Source organism: Methylobacterium sp. Leaf399 (assembly GCF_001424525.1).
Lineage (GTDB): Bacteria > Pseudomonadota > Alphaproteobacteria > Rhizobiales > Beijerinckiaceae > Methylobacterium.
Map to the genome: position 1 here is coordinate 123,419 of NZ_LMQK01000033.1, position 18,867 is coordinate 142,285.

General features: G+C 70.4%; 15 protein-coding genes. 7 read left to right on the forward strand and 8 right to left on the reverse strand.

The genetic code is table 11. From position 1 onward, the window contains the following. Positions 1–63: 63 nt before the first annotated feature. The 5 genes from ASG40_RS18005 to ASG40_RS18025 all read right to left on the reverse strand — a co-directional run bounded on the left by ASG40_RS18005 (position 64) and on the right by ASG40_RS18025 (position 5,987). On the reverse strand, positions 64–1,005 hold the full coding sequence (locus tag ASG40_RS18005; RefSeq protein WP_055888788.1) for an ABC transporter permease: 942 nt from the start codon (positions 1,003–1,005) through the stop codon (positions 64–66). A 61-nt stretch (positions 1,006–1,066) separates the two neighbouring features. Next, complete coding sequence (locus ASG40_RS18010; RefSeq protein WP_055888789.1) at positions 1,067–2,338, reverse strand: ABC transporter substrate-binding protein; 1,272 nt, start codon at positions 2,336–2,338, stop codon at positions 1,067–1,069. 37 nt (positions 2,339–2,375) lie between these two features. Next, positions 2,376–3,365 (reverse strand): ABC transporter ATP-binding protein, encoded by a 990-nt coding sequence (locus ASG40_RS18015; protein WP_055888792.1) that lies wholly within the window; start codon positions 3,363–3,365, stop codon positions 2,376–2,378. An 85-nt stretch (positions 3,366–3,450) separates the two neighbouring features. Next, positions 3,451–4,875: a dihydropyrimidinase gene (hydA, locus tag ASG40_RS18020; RefSeq protein WP_055888794.1), complete on the reverse strand. Its 1,425-nt coding sequence runs from the start codon at positions 4,873–4,875 to the stop codon at positions 3,451–3,453. A gap of 5 nt (positions 4,876–4,880) precedes the next feature. Continuing rightward, complete coding sequence (locus tag ASG40_RS18025) at positions 4,881–5,987, reverse strand: ring-opening amidohydrolase (protein WP_055888796.1); 1,107 nt, start codon at positions 5,985–5,987, stop codon at positions 4,881–4,883. Positions 5,988–6,257: 270 nt separating this feature from the next. Here ASG40_RS18025 and ASG40_RS18030 point away from each other — a divergent pair, with 270 nt between their 5' ends. Further along, positions 6,258–7,574 carry a Zn-dependent hydrolase gene (locus ASG40_RS18030; RefSeq protein WP_055888798.1) on the forward strand — a complete coding sequence of 439 codons (1,317 nt, stop codon included), beginning with the start codon at positions 6,258–6,260 and terminating at the stop codon, positions 7,572–7,574. Here ASG40_RS18030 and ASG40_RS18035 read toward each other — a convergent pair. Beyond that, positions 7,508–7,990, reverse strand: a complete 483-nt coding sequence (locus tag ASG40_RS18035; RefSeq protein WP_055888799.1) for an ureidoglycolate lyase — start codon at positions 7,988–7,990, stop codon at positions 7,508–7,510. The two genes, ASG40_RS18030 and ASG40_RS18035, sit on opposite strands and share 67 nt — an antisense overlap. Before the next feature lie 186 nt (positions 7,991–8,176). On the opposite strand from ASG40_RS18035, the gene ASG40_RS18040 reads away from it, so the two are divergent. The 5 genes from ASG40_RS18040 (at position 8,177) to ASG40_RS18060 (ending at position 13,903) form a co-directional block, all read left to right on the forward strand. Continuing rightward, on the forward strand, positions 8,177–9,745 hold the full coding sequence (locus tag ASG40_RS18040; RefSeq protein WP_055888990.1) for an ABC transporter substrate-binding protein: 1,569 nt from the start codon (positions 8,177–8,179) through the stop codon (positions 9,743–9,745). 198 nt (positions 9,746–9,943) lie between these two features. Beyond that, a complete protein-coding gene (locus tag ASG40_RS18045) occupies positions 9,944–10,897 on the forward strand; it encodes an ABC transporter permease (RefSeq protein WP_055888800.1) in 954 nt (317 codons plus the stop codon). Next, entirely contained in the window at positions 10,897–11,820 is a 924-nt protein-coding gene (locus ASG40_RS18050) for an ABC transporter permease (RefSeq protein WP_082524137.1), read from the forward strand. Before ASG40_RS18045 ends, ASG40_RS18050 begins: the two co-directional genes overlap by 1 nt. Then, the gene (locus tag ASG40_RS18055; RefSeq protein ID WP_200944280.1) at positions 11,817–12,857 is read left to right on the forward strand and encodes an ABC transporter ATP-binding protein; all 1,041 of its coding nucleotides are present in this window, start codon (positions 11,817–11,819) and stop codon (positions 12,855–12,857) included. Before ASG40_RS18050 ends, ASG40_RS18055 begins: the two co-directional genes overlap by 4 nt. Next, positions 12,854–13,903, forward strand: a complete 1,050-nt coding sequence (locus tag ASG40_RS18060) for an ABC transporter ATP-binding protein (RefSeq protein WP_055888801.1) — start codon at positions 12,854–12,856, stop codon at positions 13,901–13,903. The genes ASG40_RS18055 and ASG40_RS18060 overlap by 4 nt, the downstream gene beginning before the upstream one ends. Positions 13,904–14,041: 138 nt before the next feature. On the opposite strand, the gene ASG40_RS18065 is transcribed toward ASG40_RS18060, so the two are convergent. After that, positions 14,042–14,614 carry a polysaccharide biosynthesis/export family protein gene (locus tag ASG40_RS18065; protein WP_055888803.1) on the reverse strand — a complete coding sequence of 191 codons (573 nt, stop codon included), beginning with the start codon at positions 14,612–14,614 and terminating at the stop codon, positions 14,042–14,044. 202 nt (positions 14,615–14,816) lie between these two features. Here ASG40_RS18065 and ASG40_RS21815 point away from each other — a divergent pair, with 202 nt between their 5' ends. Beyond that, positions 14,817–17,408 carry an exopolysaccharide transport family protein gene (locus tag ASG40_RS21815; protein ID WP_055888805.1) on the forward strand — a complete coding sequence of 864 codons (2,592 nt, stop codon included), beginning with the start codon at positions 14,817–14,819 and terminating at the stop codon, positions 17,406–17,408. A 12-nt stretch (positions 17,409–17,420) separates the two neighbouring features. Here ASG40_RS21815 and ASG40_RS18075 read toward each other — a convergent pair whose 3' ends face one another. Next, on the reverse strand, positions 17,421–18,665 hold the full coding sequence (locus ASG40_RS18075) for a GNAT family N-acetyltransferase (RefSeq protein WP_055888808.1): 1,245 nt from the start codon (positions 18,663–18,665) through the stop codon (positions 17,421–17,423). Between the last annotated feature and the right edge of the window lie 202 nt (positions 18,666–18,867).

Genomic DNA, 18,867 nt, shown 5'->3' on the forward strand with positions numbered 1-18,867 from the left:
GGCGATCCTCGGACGGTCGCACGACGATCCCGGAAGACCGATACTCGCTGTTCCGCCTCATGCTCAGAGCTCCCTGCGCAGATCGATGAGCCGGGTCATGGCCAGGATCATCACCATCACCGCGCCGAGCAGCACCACCGCGTTGGCGGCCGCCGCCGGGAACTGCAGCGAGGACATCTGCACCTGGATGACCTTGCCCACCGAGGCGATCTGCTGGCCGCCCATGATGCCCACCGTGACGAAGTCGCCCATCACCAGGGTGATCACGAAGATCGAGCCGATGGCGATGCCGGGCTTGGTGAGCGGCACCACCACGTTCCACAGGGTCTGCCAGCCGGTGGCGCCGGCGTCGTAGGCCGCCTCCAGCAGCGAACGGTCGATGCGGGCCATGGAGTTGAAGATCGGCACGATCATGAAGACCGTGTTGAGGTGGACGAAGGCCAGCACCACCGAGAAGTCGGAATAGAGCAGCCCCTCGATCGGCGTATCGATGAGGCCAACGCTGCGCAGGGTGTCGTTGACGAGGCCGTTGCGGCCGAGCAGCGGGATCCACGAGATCATGCGGATCACGTTCGAGGTCCAGAACGGGATCGTGCAGATCAGGAACAGCGCCATCTGGGTGCGGGCTGAGCGGACGTAAAAGGCCAGGAAGTAGGCCACCGTGAAGCCGATCAGGAGCGTGAAGGCCCAGGTGAGAAAGCAGAACTTCAGGGTCGAGAGGTAGGTGCGCAGGGTGGTGCAGGGGTCGGACGTCGAGAGGCAGCCCTCGAACACGTCGACGTAGTTCTGCACCGTGAAGGCGGGGATGATCTCGTACTCGTTGTACTCCCAGAAGCTGACCATCACGGTCAGGGCGAGCGGCACCAGGAAGAACACCAGGAAGACCAGCGCCAGGGGCGCGGCCTGGAGATAGGCGAGCCGCCGCGTCCGGCGGGCGGTCCTGGTCAGGCTCTGCGCCGTGGCGGCGGGCGCCTCGGCGGGGGCGGGCAGGGCGATGTCGGTCATGGCGATTCCCCTCCCCACGGGGGGGAGGGGAGCGCGTTCGGGATGCGAACGACGGTGGCCATCACGCCGCGATGAACTCGTTCCACTTGCGGACCATGTAGGTGTTCTCGTCCATCACCGCGTTCCAGCAGGCGACGCCGCCCATGCGCTGCTCGAAGGAGCCGCCGTCGCGCACCGCGCCGGCCTTTTCCAGCACCGAGCCGTCGGGGCCCTTGATGTCCTTCTCGGCGGGCTTGCCCTCCATCCAGAACGCCCATTCGTAGGGCTCCATCTGGGTCTTGGCCGTCTCCAGCACCGCGGAATAATAGCCCTGGCGGTTGAGGTAGGCCCCGGCCCAGCCCGACAGGAACCAGTTGACGAAGTCGTAGGCGGCATCGAGCTTCCTGCCCGACAAGGTCTTGGGTAGGCCGAACCCCGTCGCCCAGGCGCGATAGCCTTCCTTGAGCGGCTGGTAGGTGCAGGCGACGCCCTGGCTGCGCACCTTGGTGACGGCGGGCGACCACATCGACTGGATCACCGTCTCGCCCGAGGCCATCAGGTTCACGGATTCGTTGAAGTCCTGCCACAGGGCGCGGAACTGGCCGGCGCGCTTGGCCTCGATCAGCACCTTGATGGTGCGGTCGATCTCGGCCTTCGTCATGTTGCCCTTGTCGGGATAGGTGTACTCGCCCGAGGCCTCGATCACCATCGCCGCGTCCATGATGCCGATGGAGGGGATGTTGAGGATCGAGGCGCGGCCCTTGAACTCGGGGTTGAGCAGTTCCTTCCAGCTGGTGATCGGGCGCTTGATCAGGTCCGGCCGGATGCCGAGCGTATCGGCGTTGTAGGTGGTCGGGATCAGGGTGATCCACTCGGTGGGCGAGGTGGCGAAGGTCTTGGCGCTCTGGCCTTCCAGGTAGAAGACCTTCTTGGGCGCGGTGCCCTGGTCACCGATTTTCTTGCCGTTCAGTTCGCCCTTCGTGAACACGCTGGTGATGTTGTCGGCCTGTTTGATGCGCCGGGCGTCCATGCCCATCATGTTGCCCGAGGGGATCAGCTTCTTGAGGCTGAAGTATTCGGAATCGACGATGTCGAACGAGTTCGGCTGCGTCACGACGCGCTTGGAGACCTCGTCGGTGACCACCGGGATGTACTCGATGACGATACCGAGATCCTCCTTCACCTTGCGCGCGATGTCGGCGGACTGGTTCACGGCGGTGCCGAGGTAGCGCAGGGTCACCGGCTCGGCGGCGATGACGTTGGGAAAGCCGGTGATCGGCCCGGCCCCGAGGGTCAGCCCGGTGGCGCCGGCGCCCTGGAGCAGCGTGCGCCGGCTCAGCTTGATCGTGGTCATGGGTCGGTCCTCTGGTCGCGTCGAAGGGCAGGGGGGCTCAGGCCGTGAGGCGGTGGGCGGCCTCGGCGTCCCAGCCCACGGGGACGGTCTGGCCGAGGGCGAAGGGGCGGGCGGCGAATGTGTCGTCGGGCAGGATCGCGGTGAGCGCGGTGCCGTCCTCGGCCAGCCCCTTCGCCTCGAGGCCGACGTGGACGCTGCTGCCCTGGTACTCCACCGAGACGATGCGGGCGGGCACGGCCTCGGCACCGGCCCGGTCGCCCAGCCGCATGCGGTCGGCGCGCACCGCCACCGGGCGGTTGCCGGGCAGGACGATGACGTTGTGGCCGCCGATGAAGCGGGCGACGAAGGCGCTGGCCGGACGCTCGAACACCGTGCGCGGGTCGCCGGCCTGCTCGATGCGCCCGCCGTTCATCACCACCACGAGGTCGGACAGCGCCATGGCCTCCTCCTGGCTGTGGGTGACGTGGATGAAGGTGAGGCCGAGATCCTTCTGCAGCCGCTTCAGCTCGGTCCGCATCCGCACCCGCAGGAACGGGTCCAGCGCCGAGAGCGGCTCGTCGAGGAGCAGGACCTTGGGTCCGGTGACCAGCGCGCGGGCGAGCGCCACGCGCTGCTGCTGGCCACCGGAGAGCTGGGCCGGCAGGCGCTCGGACAGATGCGTCATCTGGACGAGGTCGAGCATGGCCATGGCCTTGGCCCGGCGCTCGGTCTTGCCGACCCCCCGCATCTTGAGGCTGAAGGCGACGTTGTCGCGACAGTTCAGGTGCGGGAACAGGGCGTAGCTCTGGAACATCATGGCGGTGCCGCGCTCGGACGGGGCGGCGTCGCCGACCGCGCGCGGACCGATCACCACGTCGCCGCTCGACACGGTCTCGTGGCCGCCGATCATGCGCAGGGTCGTGGTCTTGCCGCAGCCCGAGGGGCCGAGCAGGCAGCAATAGTCCCCCGACCGGATCCTGAGGTCGATGCCGTCCACGGCGGTGGTGGAGCCGTAGCGCTTGGTCAGGCGGATGAGCTCGACGTCCATGCGGTGCTCCCTCGCAAGGCGATCAGCAAAGGTCGGGCCAGAGCGCGATCGGCATTCCCTCCCCGCGAGGGGAAGGGAGGCCGCCTCACCGTCGCCGCGCCGCCGGCTCGACGGTCCGGTCGAGCACCCGCCCATGACCGACCGCCCCGGTCACCCGCCCGTCCTGCGCGATCACCTCGCCGCGCGCGATCGTCATCACCGGCCAGCCCGTCACCGCGAACCCCTCCCAGGGCGTGTAGTCGGCGCCGTGGTGGAGGTGCTCCTGGCGGATGGTCTCGCGGCGGTTCGGGTCCCACAGGGTGAGGTCGGCGTCGAAGCCGGGGCCGATCGAGCCCTTTCGCGGGTAGAGCCCGTAGAGCTTGGCGTGGTTGGTGGACGTGAGTTCCACGAAGCGGTTGAGCGAGATGCGGCCGGCCGAGACCCCCTCCGAGAACAGCACCGGCAGCCGGGTCTCGATGCCGGGGATGCCGTTGGGCACCCAGCGGAACGAGGTCTTTCCCTTCGGGTTCAGCTTGCCGGCGGGGTCGTCGTAGCGGAACGGACAGTGGTCGGAGGAGACCACGTCGAACAGCCCGGTCTGGAGCCCGCGCCAGATCGCGGCCTGGTTGGCGACGTCGCGCGGGGGCGGCGAGCACACGTATTTCGCCCCCGCCATCGGGTCGTCGGACCCCAGCCCCTTCATGTGATCGGCGGTGAGCGTCAGGTATTGCGGGCAGGTCTCGGCGCGGATGTCGAGGCCGCGCGAGCGGGCCCAGGCGATCTGCTCCATCGCCTCCGCGCCTGAGACGTGGACGATGACGATGGGCAGGTCGACGAGTTCGGCGTGGCTGATCGCGCGATGCGCCGCCTCGCGCTCCACGAGCTGGGGCCGGGACAGGGCGTGGCCGTAGGGGCCGGTCTGCCCCGCCCGTTCGAGCTTGTCGGTCATGTAGCGGATGGCGTCGTAGCCCTCCGCATGGACCATGACGCGCGCGCCCTCGCGCCGCGCCAGGTCGAACACGTCGAGGATCTGGCGGTCGTTCAGCACGAGGTCGTCGTAGGTCATGAAGACCTTGAACGAGGTGTAGCCCTCGGCGATCAGGCCGGGCAGCTCCTGGCCGAGCACCGCCGGCGTCGGGTCCGAGACGATGAGATGGATGGCCACATCGATGTGGCACTGCCCTTCCGCCAGCGCCCGGTAGGCATGGGTCGCCTCGCGCAGGGAGGCGCCGCGCGGCTGCAGGGCGAAGGGCATGACGCAGGTGTTGCCGCCGGCCGCCGCGGCGCGGGTGGCGGAGGCGAAATCGTCGGCCATGACGATGCCCGGGCCGGAGGCCTGCGCGATGTGGACGTGGCTGTCGATGCCGCCGGGCAGGACGAGGAGCCCGCCGGCGTCGATGGTGCGGGAGGCATCGGTGATCGCCTCCGCCACGGCGACGATGCGGCCGGCGCGGATGCCGATGTCGGCGCGCAGGGTGTCGGTGGCGGTCACCACCGTGCCGCCGCGCACGGCGAGGTCGAACTCGGGCATGGCGGTCAGCCCTCCCTGCGGGCGATGATCGCCACCGGGCCGCCGCCGTCCGGCCCCTGGTGCTCGGCGCCGCCCGAGACGAACAGGTCGGTGCGCCCGATGGCGGCGGCCGCGACCCCGCCCACCAGCGCGCGGGCGTGGCGGGTGGCGTTGATGTCGCTGTCGTCGTTCATGATGTGGCGGCGCCCGCGGATCAGCCCGTCGTGCGAAGGCTCGGCCTTGGCCAGGAGCGCGACGACCCGCTCGGACTCCTCCGGCGAGAGCTGGCCTCCGGTCGCAAAGCCGAGGTCCGACAGAACCTCCTGAATCGCGAAAAGATCGATGGCGTCGCGCATCACCCGGTGGGCGATCCGGCAGGGGCCGCTCCAGCCTTTCGCTTGCCCGAGTACGATGACCTCGTTGCGCATCAGCTCGATGCCCGCCGAGGCGCTGGCCCGGCCCGACCACAGGTCGCGGGACGAGCAGATCGCCGCGTCGCTCAAGGCCTCCCGCACGATCTCGCCCAGCGCCACGCCGATGCCCAGCGCCGAGGCACCGCGCGACAACCCCATGGAGGCGTAGGTGTCGTGGCTGACGACGCTCTGCCCGCGCGAGGCCGCCTCGAGGATGCGGGCGCTGGTGAGCAGCGGGCACTTCACCTGGACGAAGTGCACGTCCTCGGGGTCCTCGATCCCGGCCTGCGCCATGGCGGCCGCCACCGCCGTCGCGGTGGCCTCCACCTGCGCCATCCGGCCGATCTCCTCGGGCGCGAAGTCGGGGGTGAAGGCGGTGCCCACCGCCAGGGCCGGGCCGTCGGGGCCGGCCGCGGCCTCGCGCCGGGCTAAGACGAGGAGATGGGGCGAGAGCCCGCCCTCGGTGCCGCCCGACATGACGAGGGCGACGCGGGCCGCGACCTGCGCCCGCGTGCAGCCCAGCGCCTCGGCCAGGGCCCCCTCCAGCGCCATCACCGCGAGTTGCCGGGTGAAATCGTTGACGCAGCCGTTGCCCTCGGTCTTGCCGAAGATCGCCACGACCTCGTCGGGCCGGACCTGGCCGCTCTCGAACAGGGCGGTGAGCCCCGCGACGTCGGCCGGGTTTCGGGTGGGAACGCGCAGGACGAGGCATTCGGGCATCGGCGGGTCCGTGTCGGGGGCGGCGACGCGCGGTCGGCCGGGTCCGGTCTACCGCATGCACGGTGCGCCGGGCGAGTGCCGGTTGGTGTGCAGTGTGATGCCGAAAACAGCACGCTCGCGCGCGAGTTTGAGCAGCGCCCGAGGATGAAACCTCGCCGCCGGGCGTGGCCGCCGGCAGCCGGCCTGCCGAACTTGCCTGCGGCGCCCGGGAACGGCACGAGTCCCGCGTCCGCAGGGGCGGCCGACATCCGGTGACGAGGGCAAAGGCGCATGCACGACGCACGACATAACCTGAAGGTCGACGGCTCGCGCCTGTGGGCGACGATCCAGGAGACGGCGCGGTTCGGCGGCACTCCGGAGGGCGGCGTCGACCGGCTCACCCTGTCGGCCACGGACGGTCGGGTTCGCGACTGGTTCCGGGATGCCTGCGAGGCGGCCGGGCTGGAGGTGGCGGTCGACGAACTCGGCACCCAGTTCGCCCTGCGGCGCGGGCGCGACATGAGCTTGCCCCCGGTCGCCTGCGGCTCGCACCTCGACACCCAGCCCACCGGCGGGCGCTTCGACGGCATCCTCGGCGTGCTGGCGGGCCTCGAGGTGATGCGCACCCTCGACGACGCCGGCATCGAGACGCAGGCGCCGCTCATGGTGGTCAACTGGACCAACGAGGAGGGCTCGCGCTTCGCCCCCGCCACCATGGCCTCGGCCGCCTATGCGGGGCTGTTCACGGCGGCGGATATCCAGTCCCGGCGCGACGCCGCCGGGATCAGCGTCGGCGAAGCCCTGGACGCCATCGGCTATCGCGGGCCCGAGCCCACCGGCGCCAGGGCGATCGGCGCCTTCGTCGAGCTGCACATCGAGCAGGGGCCGATCCTCGACGCGGAGGGCGAGAGCATCGGAGTGGTCGACCGCTGCCAGGGGGTGGCCTGGTACGACGGCACCGTCACCGGTTTCGAGAGCCATGCCGGCACGACGCCGATGCCGCGCCGGCGCGACGCCATGGCGGGGCTGGCCGAGATCGCACTGGCGGCGGAGGCCGTCGCCATCGCGCACGGCCCCGCCGCGGTGGCGACGATGGGCGAGGCGACGATCGCCGCGCCGTCCCGCAACGTGGTGCCGGGGCGGATCGCCTTCACCCTCGACGTGCGCGACCCCGGACAGGCCACCCTCGACGCGATGGAGGCCGCCCTGCGTGAACGGATCGCCGAGATCGGCGCCCGCCGCACCCTCGCGATCACCCTCGACAAGATCTGGTCGCGGGCCCCGGTGGTCTTCCACCCGGAGGTGGTCGCGGCGGTGGAAGCCGCGACCCGCGGCCTCGGGCTGGCGCACCGGCGGATGGTCTCGGGCGCCCAGCACGACGCCTGCAACATCGCCGACACGGTCCCCACGGCGATGATCTTCGTGCCCTGCAAGGACGGCATCAGCCACAACCCGGCCGAATCGGCGACGCAGGAGGATTGCACCGCCGGGGCCGACGTTCTCCTACGGACCCTGGTGGCGCTGGCCGATGCGCCGCGATCTCAGAGCGCCAGCACCGTGTCGGGGATCGGCGCGAACACGCAATCGTCGGCCGAGCCGTCCTCGTAGACCAGCATCGCGAAGGTGCCCGGCGTCTCGCGGGTCATCATGTGGGCGTGCCAGGCGCCGGCCCGGTAGGTGATGCCGGTCTCGCCGGGAACCGAGAACGCCCTCAGGGTGGCGGGGTCGGGGGCGCCGTACCGGTCCTCGGCCACCACCACGAGGTAGCCGGAGACGGCGAGCGGCAGGAAGGTCTGGCTGGAGAACGGGTGCATCTCCAGCCGCTTGAGCGGCATCAGCCCGGCGGCGGGATCGCTGCGGATCAGGGCGAGGTTGGGCGGGACGCCGGGCCTCGCGTTCTCGATGGGGCTCGCCCGGTCCTGTCGCGGCGCCGGCTCGGGCCGTTCGAGGAGGCTGCCGAACGGCGCGAAGGCCTCGGCGGTGATCGGCCGGACGACGAGGCGGACGACGGGCGATGCGGTCACGGGACAGGCCGGGGCTGGGTCGAACCAAGGGGTATCGGCACAGGCAGGTTCCGCGCCGCGGACCAAGTGGCCGACCACTTGCATACACCCTGGCGTCACAGCGTACAGGAGGGTGTCATCAGCAGCTCGGCTCAGTTCACGAAGGCGAAGGCTCCTCTCACGGCCACGAAGGCCCTCGCCGCCGCCCTGCTCCTGTCGAGCCTCGCCCCCGCGGGTGCTCTGGCCCAGGGCACCCTTCGGATCGGCATGACCGCCTCCGACATCCCGCTGACCACCGGCCAGGCCGACAACGGCGGCGAGGGCATGCGGTTCACCGGCTACACGGTCTACGACGGGCTCATCAACTGGGACCTGTCGAGCGCGACGAAGCCCTCGGTGCTGGCCCCGGGCCTCGCCACCAGCTGGGAGGCGGACGCCACCGACAAGACCAAGTGGACCTTCAAGCTGCGCGAGGGCGTGACCTTCCACGACGGCTCGCCCTTCACCGCCGAGTCGGTGGTGTGGAACCTCGACAAGCTCCTCAAGACCGATTCCCCGCAGTTCGACCCGCGCCAGTCGGCGCAGGGGCGCTCGCGCATCCCGGCGGTGGCCAGCTACCGGGCGGTCGACCCGACCACGCTCGAGGTGATCACCAAGACCCCCGACGCGACGCTGCCCTACCAGATCGCCTGGATCATGATCTCCTCGCCGACGCAGTGGGAGAAGGTCGGCAAGAGCTGGGACGCCTTCGCCAAGACGCCGGCCGGGACCGGCCCGTGGAAGCTGACCCTGTTCGCCCCCCGCGAGCGCGCCGAGATGGCGCCCAACAAGGAGTATTGGGACAAGGCCCGGATCCCTAAGCTCGACAAGCTCGTGCTGGTGCCGCTGCCCGAGGCCAACGCCCGCGTCGCCGCCCTGCGCTCGGGCCAGGTCGACTGGATCGAGGCGCCGCCGCCGGACGCCGTCGCCTCGCTCAAGGGCGCCAAGTTCACCATCGTCACCAACGCCTATCCGCACAACTGGACCTGGCACCTGTCGCGGGCCGAGGGCTCGCCCTGGAACGACATCCGCATCCGCAAGGCCGCCAACCTCGCCGTCGACCGCGAGGGCATGAAGGAGCTCCTCGGCGGCCTGATGATCGCGGCCGAGGGCTTCATGCCGCCGGGCCACCAGTGGTTCGGCAAGCCGACCTTCAAGCCGACCTACGATCCGGAGGCCGCCAAGAAGCTCCTGGCGGAGGCCGGCTACGGCCCGGCCAAGCCCGTGACCACCAAGGTGCTGATCGCGCCCTCGGGCTCCGGGCAGATGCAGCCGCTGCCGATGAACGAGGTCATCCAGCAGAACCTCGCCGAGGTCGGGATCAAGATCGATTTCGAGGTGGTGGAGTGGAACACCCTCATCAACCTCTGGCGCGGCGGCTCCAAGGCCGAGATGTCGCGCAAGGCCACGGGGATGAACTTCTCCTACTTCATCCAGGACCCCTTCACCGGCTTCATCCGGCACCTGCAGTGCAACCTCGCCGCCCCCAACGGCACCAACTGGGGTCACTACTGCGACCCCGAGATGGACAAGCTGTTCGACCAGGTCCGCAACACCTTCGACACGGCCGAACAGGCCAAGGTGCTGGAGAAGGTCCACGAGAAATACGTGAACGACGCCCTGTTCCTGATGGTGGCCCACGACGTGAACCCGCGGGCGATGAGCCCAAAGGTGAAGGGCTTCGTCCAGGCGCAGAACTGGTTCCAGGACTTTTCGCCGATCACCGTGGAGAAGTGATCCTGGCCGGTCGGTCTTAGCTGGCGGGGCTCCCTCTCCCATGGGGAGAGGGCAGGGGTGAGGGGAGTGCCTTCTGCGAAGAGGTCACACACCTCACCCTATCCCTCTCCTTCCAGGAGAGGGGACCCGAGCCCGGCAGACCGGCGTCGTGGACGATGGCAGCACACCTGAACGGACGGACCTGAGCGGAATGCCACCATGCTGAGCTTCATTCTCCGGCGCCTCGTCGCCGTGACCCCGGTGGCGCTCGGCGTCAGCGTCGTGTGCTTCCTGCTGGTGCACCTGGCGCCGGGCGATCCCTTGAGCGCGGTGCTGCCGGTGGACGCCACCCAGGAGACCATCGACGCGATGCGCTCGGCCTACGGCTACGACAAGCCGCTGCCGGTGCAGTACTTCATCTGGCTCTGGCACGTGCTCCAGGGCGACCTCGGCACCTCGATCTCGAGCGGCCGGCCGGTGGTATCGGAAGTGGGCCGCGCCGTCGTCAACAGCCTGATCCTGGCCTCGGTGGCGACGCTGATCGGCTTCACCTTCGGCACCTTCTTCGGTTTCGTGGCCGGCTACTTTCGCGATTCCGCCCTCGACAAGGTGGCGTCCGCCATCTCGGTCTTCGGCGTGTCGGTGCCGCACTACTGGCTCGGCATGGTGATGGTGATCATCTTCTCGGCGACCCTGGGCTGGCTGCCGCCCACCGGCGCGGGGCCGGACGGGTCGGGCAACTGGAAGCCCGACCTCGAACACCTGCGCTACATGATCCTGCCGGCGATCACGATGTCGGTGATCCCCATGGGCGTCATCGCCCGCACCATCCGGGCGCTGGTCGGCGACATCCTCTCGCAGGACTTCGTCGGCGCCCTGCGGGCCAAGGGCCTCTCCGAGTTCGGCGTGTTCAAGCACGTCGTCAAGAACGCCGCCCCGACGGCGCTGGCCATCATGGGCCTGCAGCTCGGGTACCTGCTCGGCGGCTCGATCCTGATCGAGACGGTGTTCGCCTGGCCCGGCACCGGCTTCCTGCTCAACTCCGCGATCTTCCAACGCGACCTGCCGCTGCTGCAGGGCGCCATCCTGGTGCTGGCGATGTTCTTCGTCGCCCTCAACCTCATCGTCGACGTCGTGCAGACGGCGCTCGACCCACGCATCGAGAGGGGCTGATGGCCGGAACGACCACTCCCGCCACGGCCGGTATCGATCCGGCCATGGGAACGACCCAGCCCGCACCCGAGGCCTTCGTCGCCTCGGTGGGCTTCTGGGGCAGCGTCGGGCGCAAGCTCGTGCGCGACCCCGTGGCGATGACGGCCGCGGCCATCATCCTCGTCATCGTCGCGGTGGCGATCCTGGCACCCTGGATCACGCCGATGGACCCCTATCGCGGCTCGATGCTCCGGCGCCTCAAGCCGATCGGCGACGCCACCTACATCCTCGGCTCCGACGAACTCGGGCGCGACATGCTCAGCCGCCTGATGATGGGCGGGCGCCTGTCGCTGTTCATCGGCGTCACCCCGGTGATCCTCGCCTTCATCATCGGCTCGGGCATCGGCATCCTGGCCGGCTACGTCGGCGGCTGGCTCAACGTGGTGCTGATGCGCACCATCGACGTGTTCTTCGCCTTCCCCTCGGTGCTGCTGGCCATCGCCCTGTCCGGCGCATTGGGCGCGGGCGTTCTCAACTCCATCGTCTCGCTCACCTGCGTGTTCGTGCCCCAGATCGCCCGCGTCGCCGAGAGCGTGACGACCCAGATCCGCTCGCGCGACTACGTCGACGCCGCCAAGCTCTCGGGCGCCTCCACCTTCACCATCCTGCGGGTGCAGGTGCTCGGCAACGTGCTCGGGCCGATCTTCGTCTATTCGACGAGCCTCATCAGCGTCTCGATGATCCTGGCCTCGGGCCTGTCCTTCCTCGGCCTCGGCGTGAAGCCGCCGGAGCCCGAATGGGGCCTGATGCTCAACACCCTGCGCACCGCGATCTACGTCAACCCGATGGTCGCGGCGCTGCCGGGCCTGGCCATCTTCATCGTCTCGATCTCGTTCAACCTGTTCTCGGACGGGCTTCGCTCCGCCATGGAGGTCAAATCGTGACTACCGTCGCCGACATCCGCGATCGCGGCGGGCCGGCCCAGCCGCTGCTCACCGTCGACGGGCTCATCAAGCACTTCCCGATCAAGAAGGGCCTAGGGGGCAAGAAGGCGGTGGTGCGCGCCGTCGACGGGGTCGATTTCGAGATCCTGAAGGGCGAGACGCTGGGCATCGTCGGCGAATCCGGCTGCGGCAAGTCCACCACCGCCAAGCTGATCATGGGGCTGATCGAGCACGATTCCGGCAACCTGCTGTTCGACGGCGAGACCATCGGCAGCCGCGCCCTGCCGATGCGCCAGTTCCGCGCCCAGACCCAGATGGTGTTCCAGGACAGCTACTCCTCCCTCAACCCGCGCATGACCGTGGAGGCCTCGATCGCCTTCGGGCCGCAGGTCCACGGCATCCCGACCCGGCAGGCGATCGAGCGGGCGCGCTCGCTGCTCGCCCGCGTCGGGCTCGAACCGACCCGGTTCGCCGCGCGCTATCCGCACGAACTCTCCGGCGGTCAGCGCCAGCGCGTCAACATCGCCCGGGCGCTCGCCCTGGAGCCGCGCCTCGTGGTCCTCGACGAGGCGGTCTCCGCGCTCGACAAGTCGGTGGAGGCGCAGGTGCTCAACCTGCTCCTCGACCTCAAGCAGGACTTCAACCTCACCTACCTGTTCATCAGCCACGACCTCAACGTGGTTCGCTTCATCTGCGACCGGGTCGCGGTGATGTACCTCGGCCAGGTCGTCGAGATCGGCCCGGCCGACACGGTGCTGGCCTCGCCCTCGCACCCCTATACCGCCGCCCTCCTGTCCTCGATGCCGTCGCTGGACCCGGACAACCGCACGCAGGTGGCGCCGTTGGCCGGCGATCCGCCCAACCCCATCGACCCGCCCTCGGGCTGCCGCTTCCATCCGCGCTGCACCCTGGCCGAACCGGTCTGCTCCGCGAAGGTGCCGCCCCTCGACACCGTGGTCGACCTCCACCGGGTCGCCTGCCTCGCGCGCCAGCCGGGCTCCGGCCATTCGGCGGCCAACGCCCTGGTGGCGGCATGACCGTGCCGGTCCCTTCCGCGCCGCTCTCGCCCGCGAGCCCCACCGGCCCGGCGGTGGCGATCCGCAACCTCAGCGTCACCTTCGGCGGCCGGGTCAGGGCTGTCGACGGGGTCGACCTCGTGCTCGAGCGCGGCCAGGCGGTGGCCCTGATCGGCGAATCGGGCTCGGGCAAGAGCGTGACCCTGCGCGCGATCATGCGCCTCAACCCGGAGAACAAGACCAAGATCGAGGGCACCATCACGGTGGCCGGGCAGGACGTGATGTCCATGTCCAAGAAGGAACTGACCCGCCTGCGCGGGCGCGCGGTGGCGATGATCTTCCAGGAGCCGCTGCTGGCGCTGGACCCGGTCTACACGGTGGGACGCCAGATCACGGAGGCGATCCGCCGCCACGAGGGCCTGGGCGAGGGGGAGGCACGGGCCCGCGCCCTCGAACTGTTCGAACGCGTGCGCATCCCGAGCCCGCAGCGGCGCCTCGACGCCTATCCGCACGAGATGTCGGGCGGCATGCGCCAGCGCGCGATGATCGCCCTGGCGCTGGCCTGCCGGCCCAAGGTGCTGCTGGCCGACGAGCCGACCACGGCGCTCGACGCCACCGTGCAGATCCAGATCCTGCTGCTGCTGCGCGAACTGCAGGCGGAGCTCGGCCTCTCCACCATCTTCGTCACCCACGACCTCGGGGCCGCGGTGGAGGTCGCCGACCGCATCGCGGTGATGTACGCCGGGCGCATCGTCGAGGCGGGCACCGCGCGCCAGGTGGTGCTCAGCCCCAACCACCCCTACACCATCGGCCTGTTGAGCAGCCGGGCCGACGGCGCCCTGGTCAAGGGCTCGCGCCTCGAGACCATCCCCGGCAGCCCGCCCGACCTCGCCAACCGCAAGCCCGGCTGCCCGTTCGCGCCGCGCTGCTTCCTGGCGGTGGACAAGTGCCACAGGGAGGTGCCGCCCGCCCTCGAGGTGGCGCCGGGCCACGCGGTGGCCTGCTGGCGCTCGGACGACGCGGCGGCGGCGTTCCGCGAAAGGCTGGCCGCACCGGCGGCGGCCTGACAAAGAAGGACACCGGCTTTTCGTGAAAGCCCGTGTCCTTTTCACCAGGACATAGCCTTGACGGTGATTCCAGGGCTCTGCCCTGGACCCGCGAAAGGTCTCGACCTTTCGAAACCGAGATGACGTGGGTGTCCGGCTTTAGAAGAACCGTTCTTTCACGACGATGGTGTCGCCCGGGCGGACCGGATAGGTCATCGGCACGATCCCCGAGACCAGGCCCTTGGGGCCTTCGCGGGTGAGGACGGCGTAGTCGCGCGCCGCACGGGGGCCGAAGCCCTGCGCGATCGCCACCGCCGTCTCGACGGCCATGCCGTTGACGTAAGGGTACTGGCCAGAGGTGGTGACCTCGCCCAGGATGTAGAACGGCCGGTAGGAATCGACCTCCACCGTGACGTGCGGCTCGCGCACGAAGCCGGAGGAGAGCTTGGCCTCGATGGTCTTGGCCGCCTGGACCGTCGACTGGCCGCCCACCTTCACCGTCCCGATCAGCGGCATCGCGATCTGCCCGGCCCCGTCGACCGCGTAGATGTTCGAGAGGTTGTCCTGCCCGAACACGATCACGCGCAGGCGGTCGCCCGCAGAGAGCGTGTAGCGGGCTCCGATCGACCCCGTGCCGGTGGTGTCGAGGAGCTCGGTCCGGAAATCCGGACGCAGGCATCCGCCGAGCGCGAGGCTGGAGGAGAGAGCGAGAAGTAATGCGCGCCGGTTCATCAGCACTGCCGCCGTTGGGACTCGATACGATGAACGAGGCCTAACCGGGCATGGTTAAGGAACGATAAAGTCTCGTTTTCCCGTCCCACGACTTCGCGGCTCTTAACCTCCGGTCAACCCTAACGATGTCTGATGAGATCAAGGCCGATCGATCGGGTTCTCGCTCGCGATGGGTCATTTTTACCTTGCGTAAAGATCTCCCATGCCTCGCACCCGCCTGCATCCCGCCCCGTTACACGCCGCCCAGGGGCACGGCGACGGCCTCGGCCTGACGCAGGTGGGGGGCCTCCTGCGCCGATCCTGGGCCTGGATCGCCCTGCCGACCCTGGCGGCGGCGGCCGGCGCGATCGTCTTCGTGCAGGTGGTCCCGCCACGCTACACCGGCGAGGCCAAGATCCTCCTCGAGAACCGCGAGGCCGCCTTCAGCCGCTCGGGCACCGAGCGGGCCGAGGCGAGCCTGCCCATCGACGAACAGGCGGTGGCGAGCCAGGTCCAGGTGGTGATGTCGCGCGACCTCGCCCGCGAGGCGGTCCGCCGCCTCAAGCTCGCCGGCAACGCCGAGTTCGATCCGAGCGTCGACGGGGTCGGCGTGCTCCAGAGCATGCTGATCATGACCGGGCTCGCCAAGAACCCGCTCGATCGCACGCCCGAGGACCGGGTGCTGGAGACCTACTTCGAGCGGCTCTTGGTCTATTCCGCCGGCAAGTCGCGCATCCTCACCATCGAGTTCCGCTCGCGCGACGCCGAGCTCGCGGCCCGCGCCGCCAACACGGTGGCCGAACTCTACATCGCCTCGCTGGAGGCGGCCAAGGTCGACACCGCGCGCTACGCCTCGACCTGGCTCGGCGGCAACATCGAGTCCCTGCGCAAGCGCGTCGCCGAGGCCGAGGCCAAGGTCGAGACCTACCGCAGCCGCAACGGGCTGATCGCCACCGGCGGCACCTCGAACCAGCCGCTGGGCGCCCAGCAGCTCGGCGAGATCTCGACGCAGCTCTCGCAGGCCCGCACCGTCAAGGCGGATCTGGCCGGGCGCGCCAAGCTGATCAAGGAGATGATCAAGGACGGGCGCGTCTTCGAGATCCCGGACGTGGCCAACAACGAGGTCATCCGCCGGGCGGTCGAGCAGCGCATCACCCTCAAGGCGCAGCTCGCGCTCGAATCGCGCACCCTGCTGCCGGCCCATCCGCGCATCAAGGAACTGGTGGCGCAGGTCAACGACCTCGACGCCCAGATCAAGGCCACCGCCGACCGCGTCGTGCGCACCCTTGAGAACGACGCCCGCATCGCCGAGGCCCGGGTCGAGAGCCTCACGGCAGCGGTGGAGGCCCAGCGCGACGTCGTCGCCCAGGGCAACTCCAGCGAGGTCCAGCTGCGGGCCCTGGAGCGCGAGGCCAAGGCCGAGCGCGAACAGCTCGAATCCTACCTCTCGCGCTACCGCGAGGCGAGCGCCCGGGATGCCGAGAGCGCCACCCCGGCCGATGCCCGCGTGGTCTCCCGCGCGGTGGTGCCCGAGCTGCCGTCCTTCCCCAAGAAACTGCCGATCATCGCGCTGGCGACGCTGCTCGCCCTCATGTTCTCCATCGGTGCCATCCTCGCCCGCCACCTCCTGGCCAACCCGGAGGGCGTCGATGGCGCGCGCCGCCGCGACGAGGACGAGGATGCGGCCGAAAGGCAGCGCCCGTTCTCCCGCGAGCCCGGCCCGTTCGACTTCCCCGAGGCCTCCGCCGCCCTGTCCCGCTCGGGCGCCACCTACGCCGGCACGGCCTATGCCGCGCAGCCACCCGCCTGGGCCGCCTCCGTGGCGCGGGTCGAGGACGAGGACCGCCGGGAGGCCCCGGCCGCCGAACCGGACGGGCTCCATCGCGAGGAACCGTCGATCGCGATCCCGGCGCAGGTCGAGGACGTCCGCGATGCCGCCCGGGTCCGGGCGCCGGTGGTGCCGACTGAGGCCGAAGAGCTCCCGGTGATCCTGGCCGGTCCTCCGCTGGCCGGTCCTCCGTCCGACCTCGCCCAGATCCCCGCCCAGATCACCGCCACGACCCCCGCCATGGTCCCCGCCATGGTCCCTGCGGCGATCCCCCTGCCGCCGCCCGCTGCCGCACCCGAGGAGGCCCTCGCCGCGGCCGTGGACGAGCCCGCCGCCCCGCAGGCCGCCCCGGCCCGGTCCGACGCCGCCTTCCAGCTCGACCTGCTCGTCGCCCGCCTGCGGGAGGGCGGCGAAGGCCACACCGGTCCGCGCGTCGTCGTGGTCGAGACGGGGGAGGGCGGCGAGGAGAGCCTCGCCCAGACCCTGGCCGCGACCCTCTCGGCCTCCGGCAGCCGCACCCTGGTGGTCGATCTCAACGGGCCCGGCGACGACCTCGACGAACCCGGCGTCACCGACCTCGTGGCCGGCGAGGTCGCCTTCCACGATGCGATCCAGCCGATTCCCGGCTCGCGCCTCCACGTCATCGCCCGCGGCTCGATCCCGGCGGAGATCCTGATCGAGGAGCCCCTGGCCCTCACCATCACCCTCGACGCCCTGGACGAGGCCTATGCCTGGGTGGTCTGCCGGATCGACGCCGCCCGCGGCTGGCCCGCCCGCGAGATCATGGCCGCCTGCATCGGGCCGACGACGGCGGTGGTGATCGCCTCGAATGCCGAGGCGCACGATCCCGCCCTCGTCGATCTCTACGCCCGGGCCGAGGATGCCGGCGCCGCCCTCGTCGTGGTGGCGCAGGACCGCCCGGCGGTCCCCGCCGAGACCGACTCCGCCGAGAAGACGGACCTGGGCCTGCGCCTCTCGGCCGCCTGATCCGCCCGGCCGTCAGGCGGCGCGGTCGGTCGGCCGCCGCACCAGGCGGCCGAGGCGGCGGAAGATCCGAAAAAGGCGCGGGCTCGCCTTGATGCGCCGCTTGAGGCGGTTGCGCCCGACCGCCTGGGCGGTGACGAGCCGGCCGAGCAGGGTGATGGGGATCGCCACCTCGCGCAGTTCGATGGTCTCGTCGCAGATGCTGGCCTTGTAGCGCGCCTCTCCGACCCCGAGGTCGAAGGCCCGCCGTCCCCTCTCCGCCTGATACCGCACCAGGTGCTGGAGCAGGATGTCCCCGGGGCTGAAGCGGGCCAGGGCCGGGTCCTGGTCGAACGAGGTCATCATCCCGCTGTAGCGCCGGCCGTCCACGGCGCCCGCGAAGGTCGCCAGGATCCGGCCGTCGCCCCGTGCCACCAGGGCGCAGACCTCGATGGCCGTCCGGTCCTCCAGGCCCGGCACCGCCCCCACCGCCCGGGCGAGGAAGTGCCGGATGCCGGGAACCACGTAGGGATCGCAGACGCCGATGGTGGCGAGGCGGGCGGCCTTCTGCGCGTAGAACGCATCGAGGATGGCGCGGGCCTCGTCCGCCGTCGCGGCGACGCTGAAGCCGATCGGGCCGACCGCGTCCACGAGCTTCTTCTCCTTGCCGCGCAGCTTCTTGCGGGCGTCGGCACTGAAGACCCGCCGCACGGTGGCCTCGGCATCTGCGTCGGTCCCCAGACTCAGGCCGTAGGCGTTGCTGGGAGCCGGCTCGCTGCACTGGGCGAGGGGGTTGGCCACCCCGTCCCAGTGCCGGGGCTGATAGCCGAGCAGGTAGGCGTCGATGCCGGCCTGCGCCCCGGCCGCTCGCAGGGCCTCGACGACCTCGGGCCCGGCCAGGGCCGCCGCCTCGGGCGAGGCGAACAGCGGCATGTGGAAATTGGCATGGGCGGCGCCGACCACGCGGGCGATCACGGCGCCGTGCTCGCGCCGGCACCATAACGGCAGGATCATCCGCACGCGCCCGGCGCGGTCGCGCAGCACGACGATCCGCACGGCCCCGGCCCGATGCTCGGCATCCGCCGCCGAGGCGCCCGCACAGAAGGCCGCGACCCAGTCGAACCGCTGGTAGGGCGTCGCCAGGACCGCCGGGTCGCTTTCGACCCCGCGCCACAGGGCCTCGACCGCCGACAGGTCGCGATGGACCTCGAACCGCAGGGCCGACCGGATCGACGCGTGGATCATGTCTGCCTGGGCCAGATCATCGACAAGAGCCGCCATGACAACCACTCCCCCCCGATCATCCGGCACGATATCGCCGGATCGGGTCGTTCAGTCTCTAGGATGCCGAGCGTAAACCACGGTTGAAGGCGGCCGGAAGGCAATCCCCGATCGGCGCGCGTGGGTAACGAAACCTTGCCGCTTTTCCCGGCACTCTCGGGATCCACGCCGTCCCGGCCGAACGGGACGAGCCGAGCGCCGG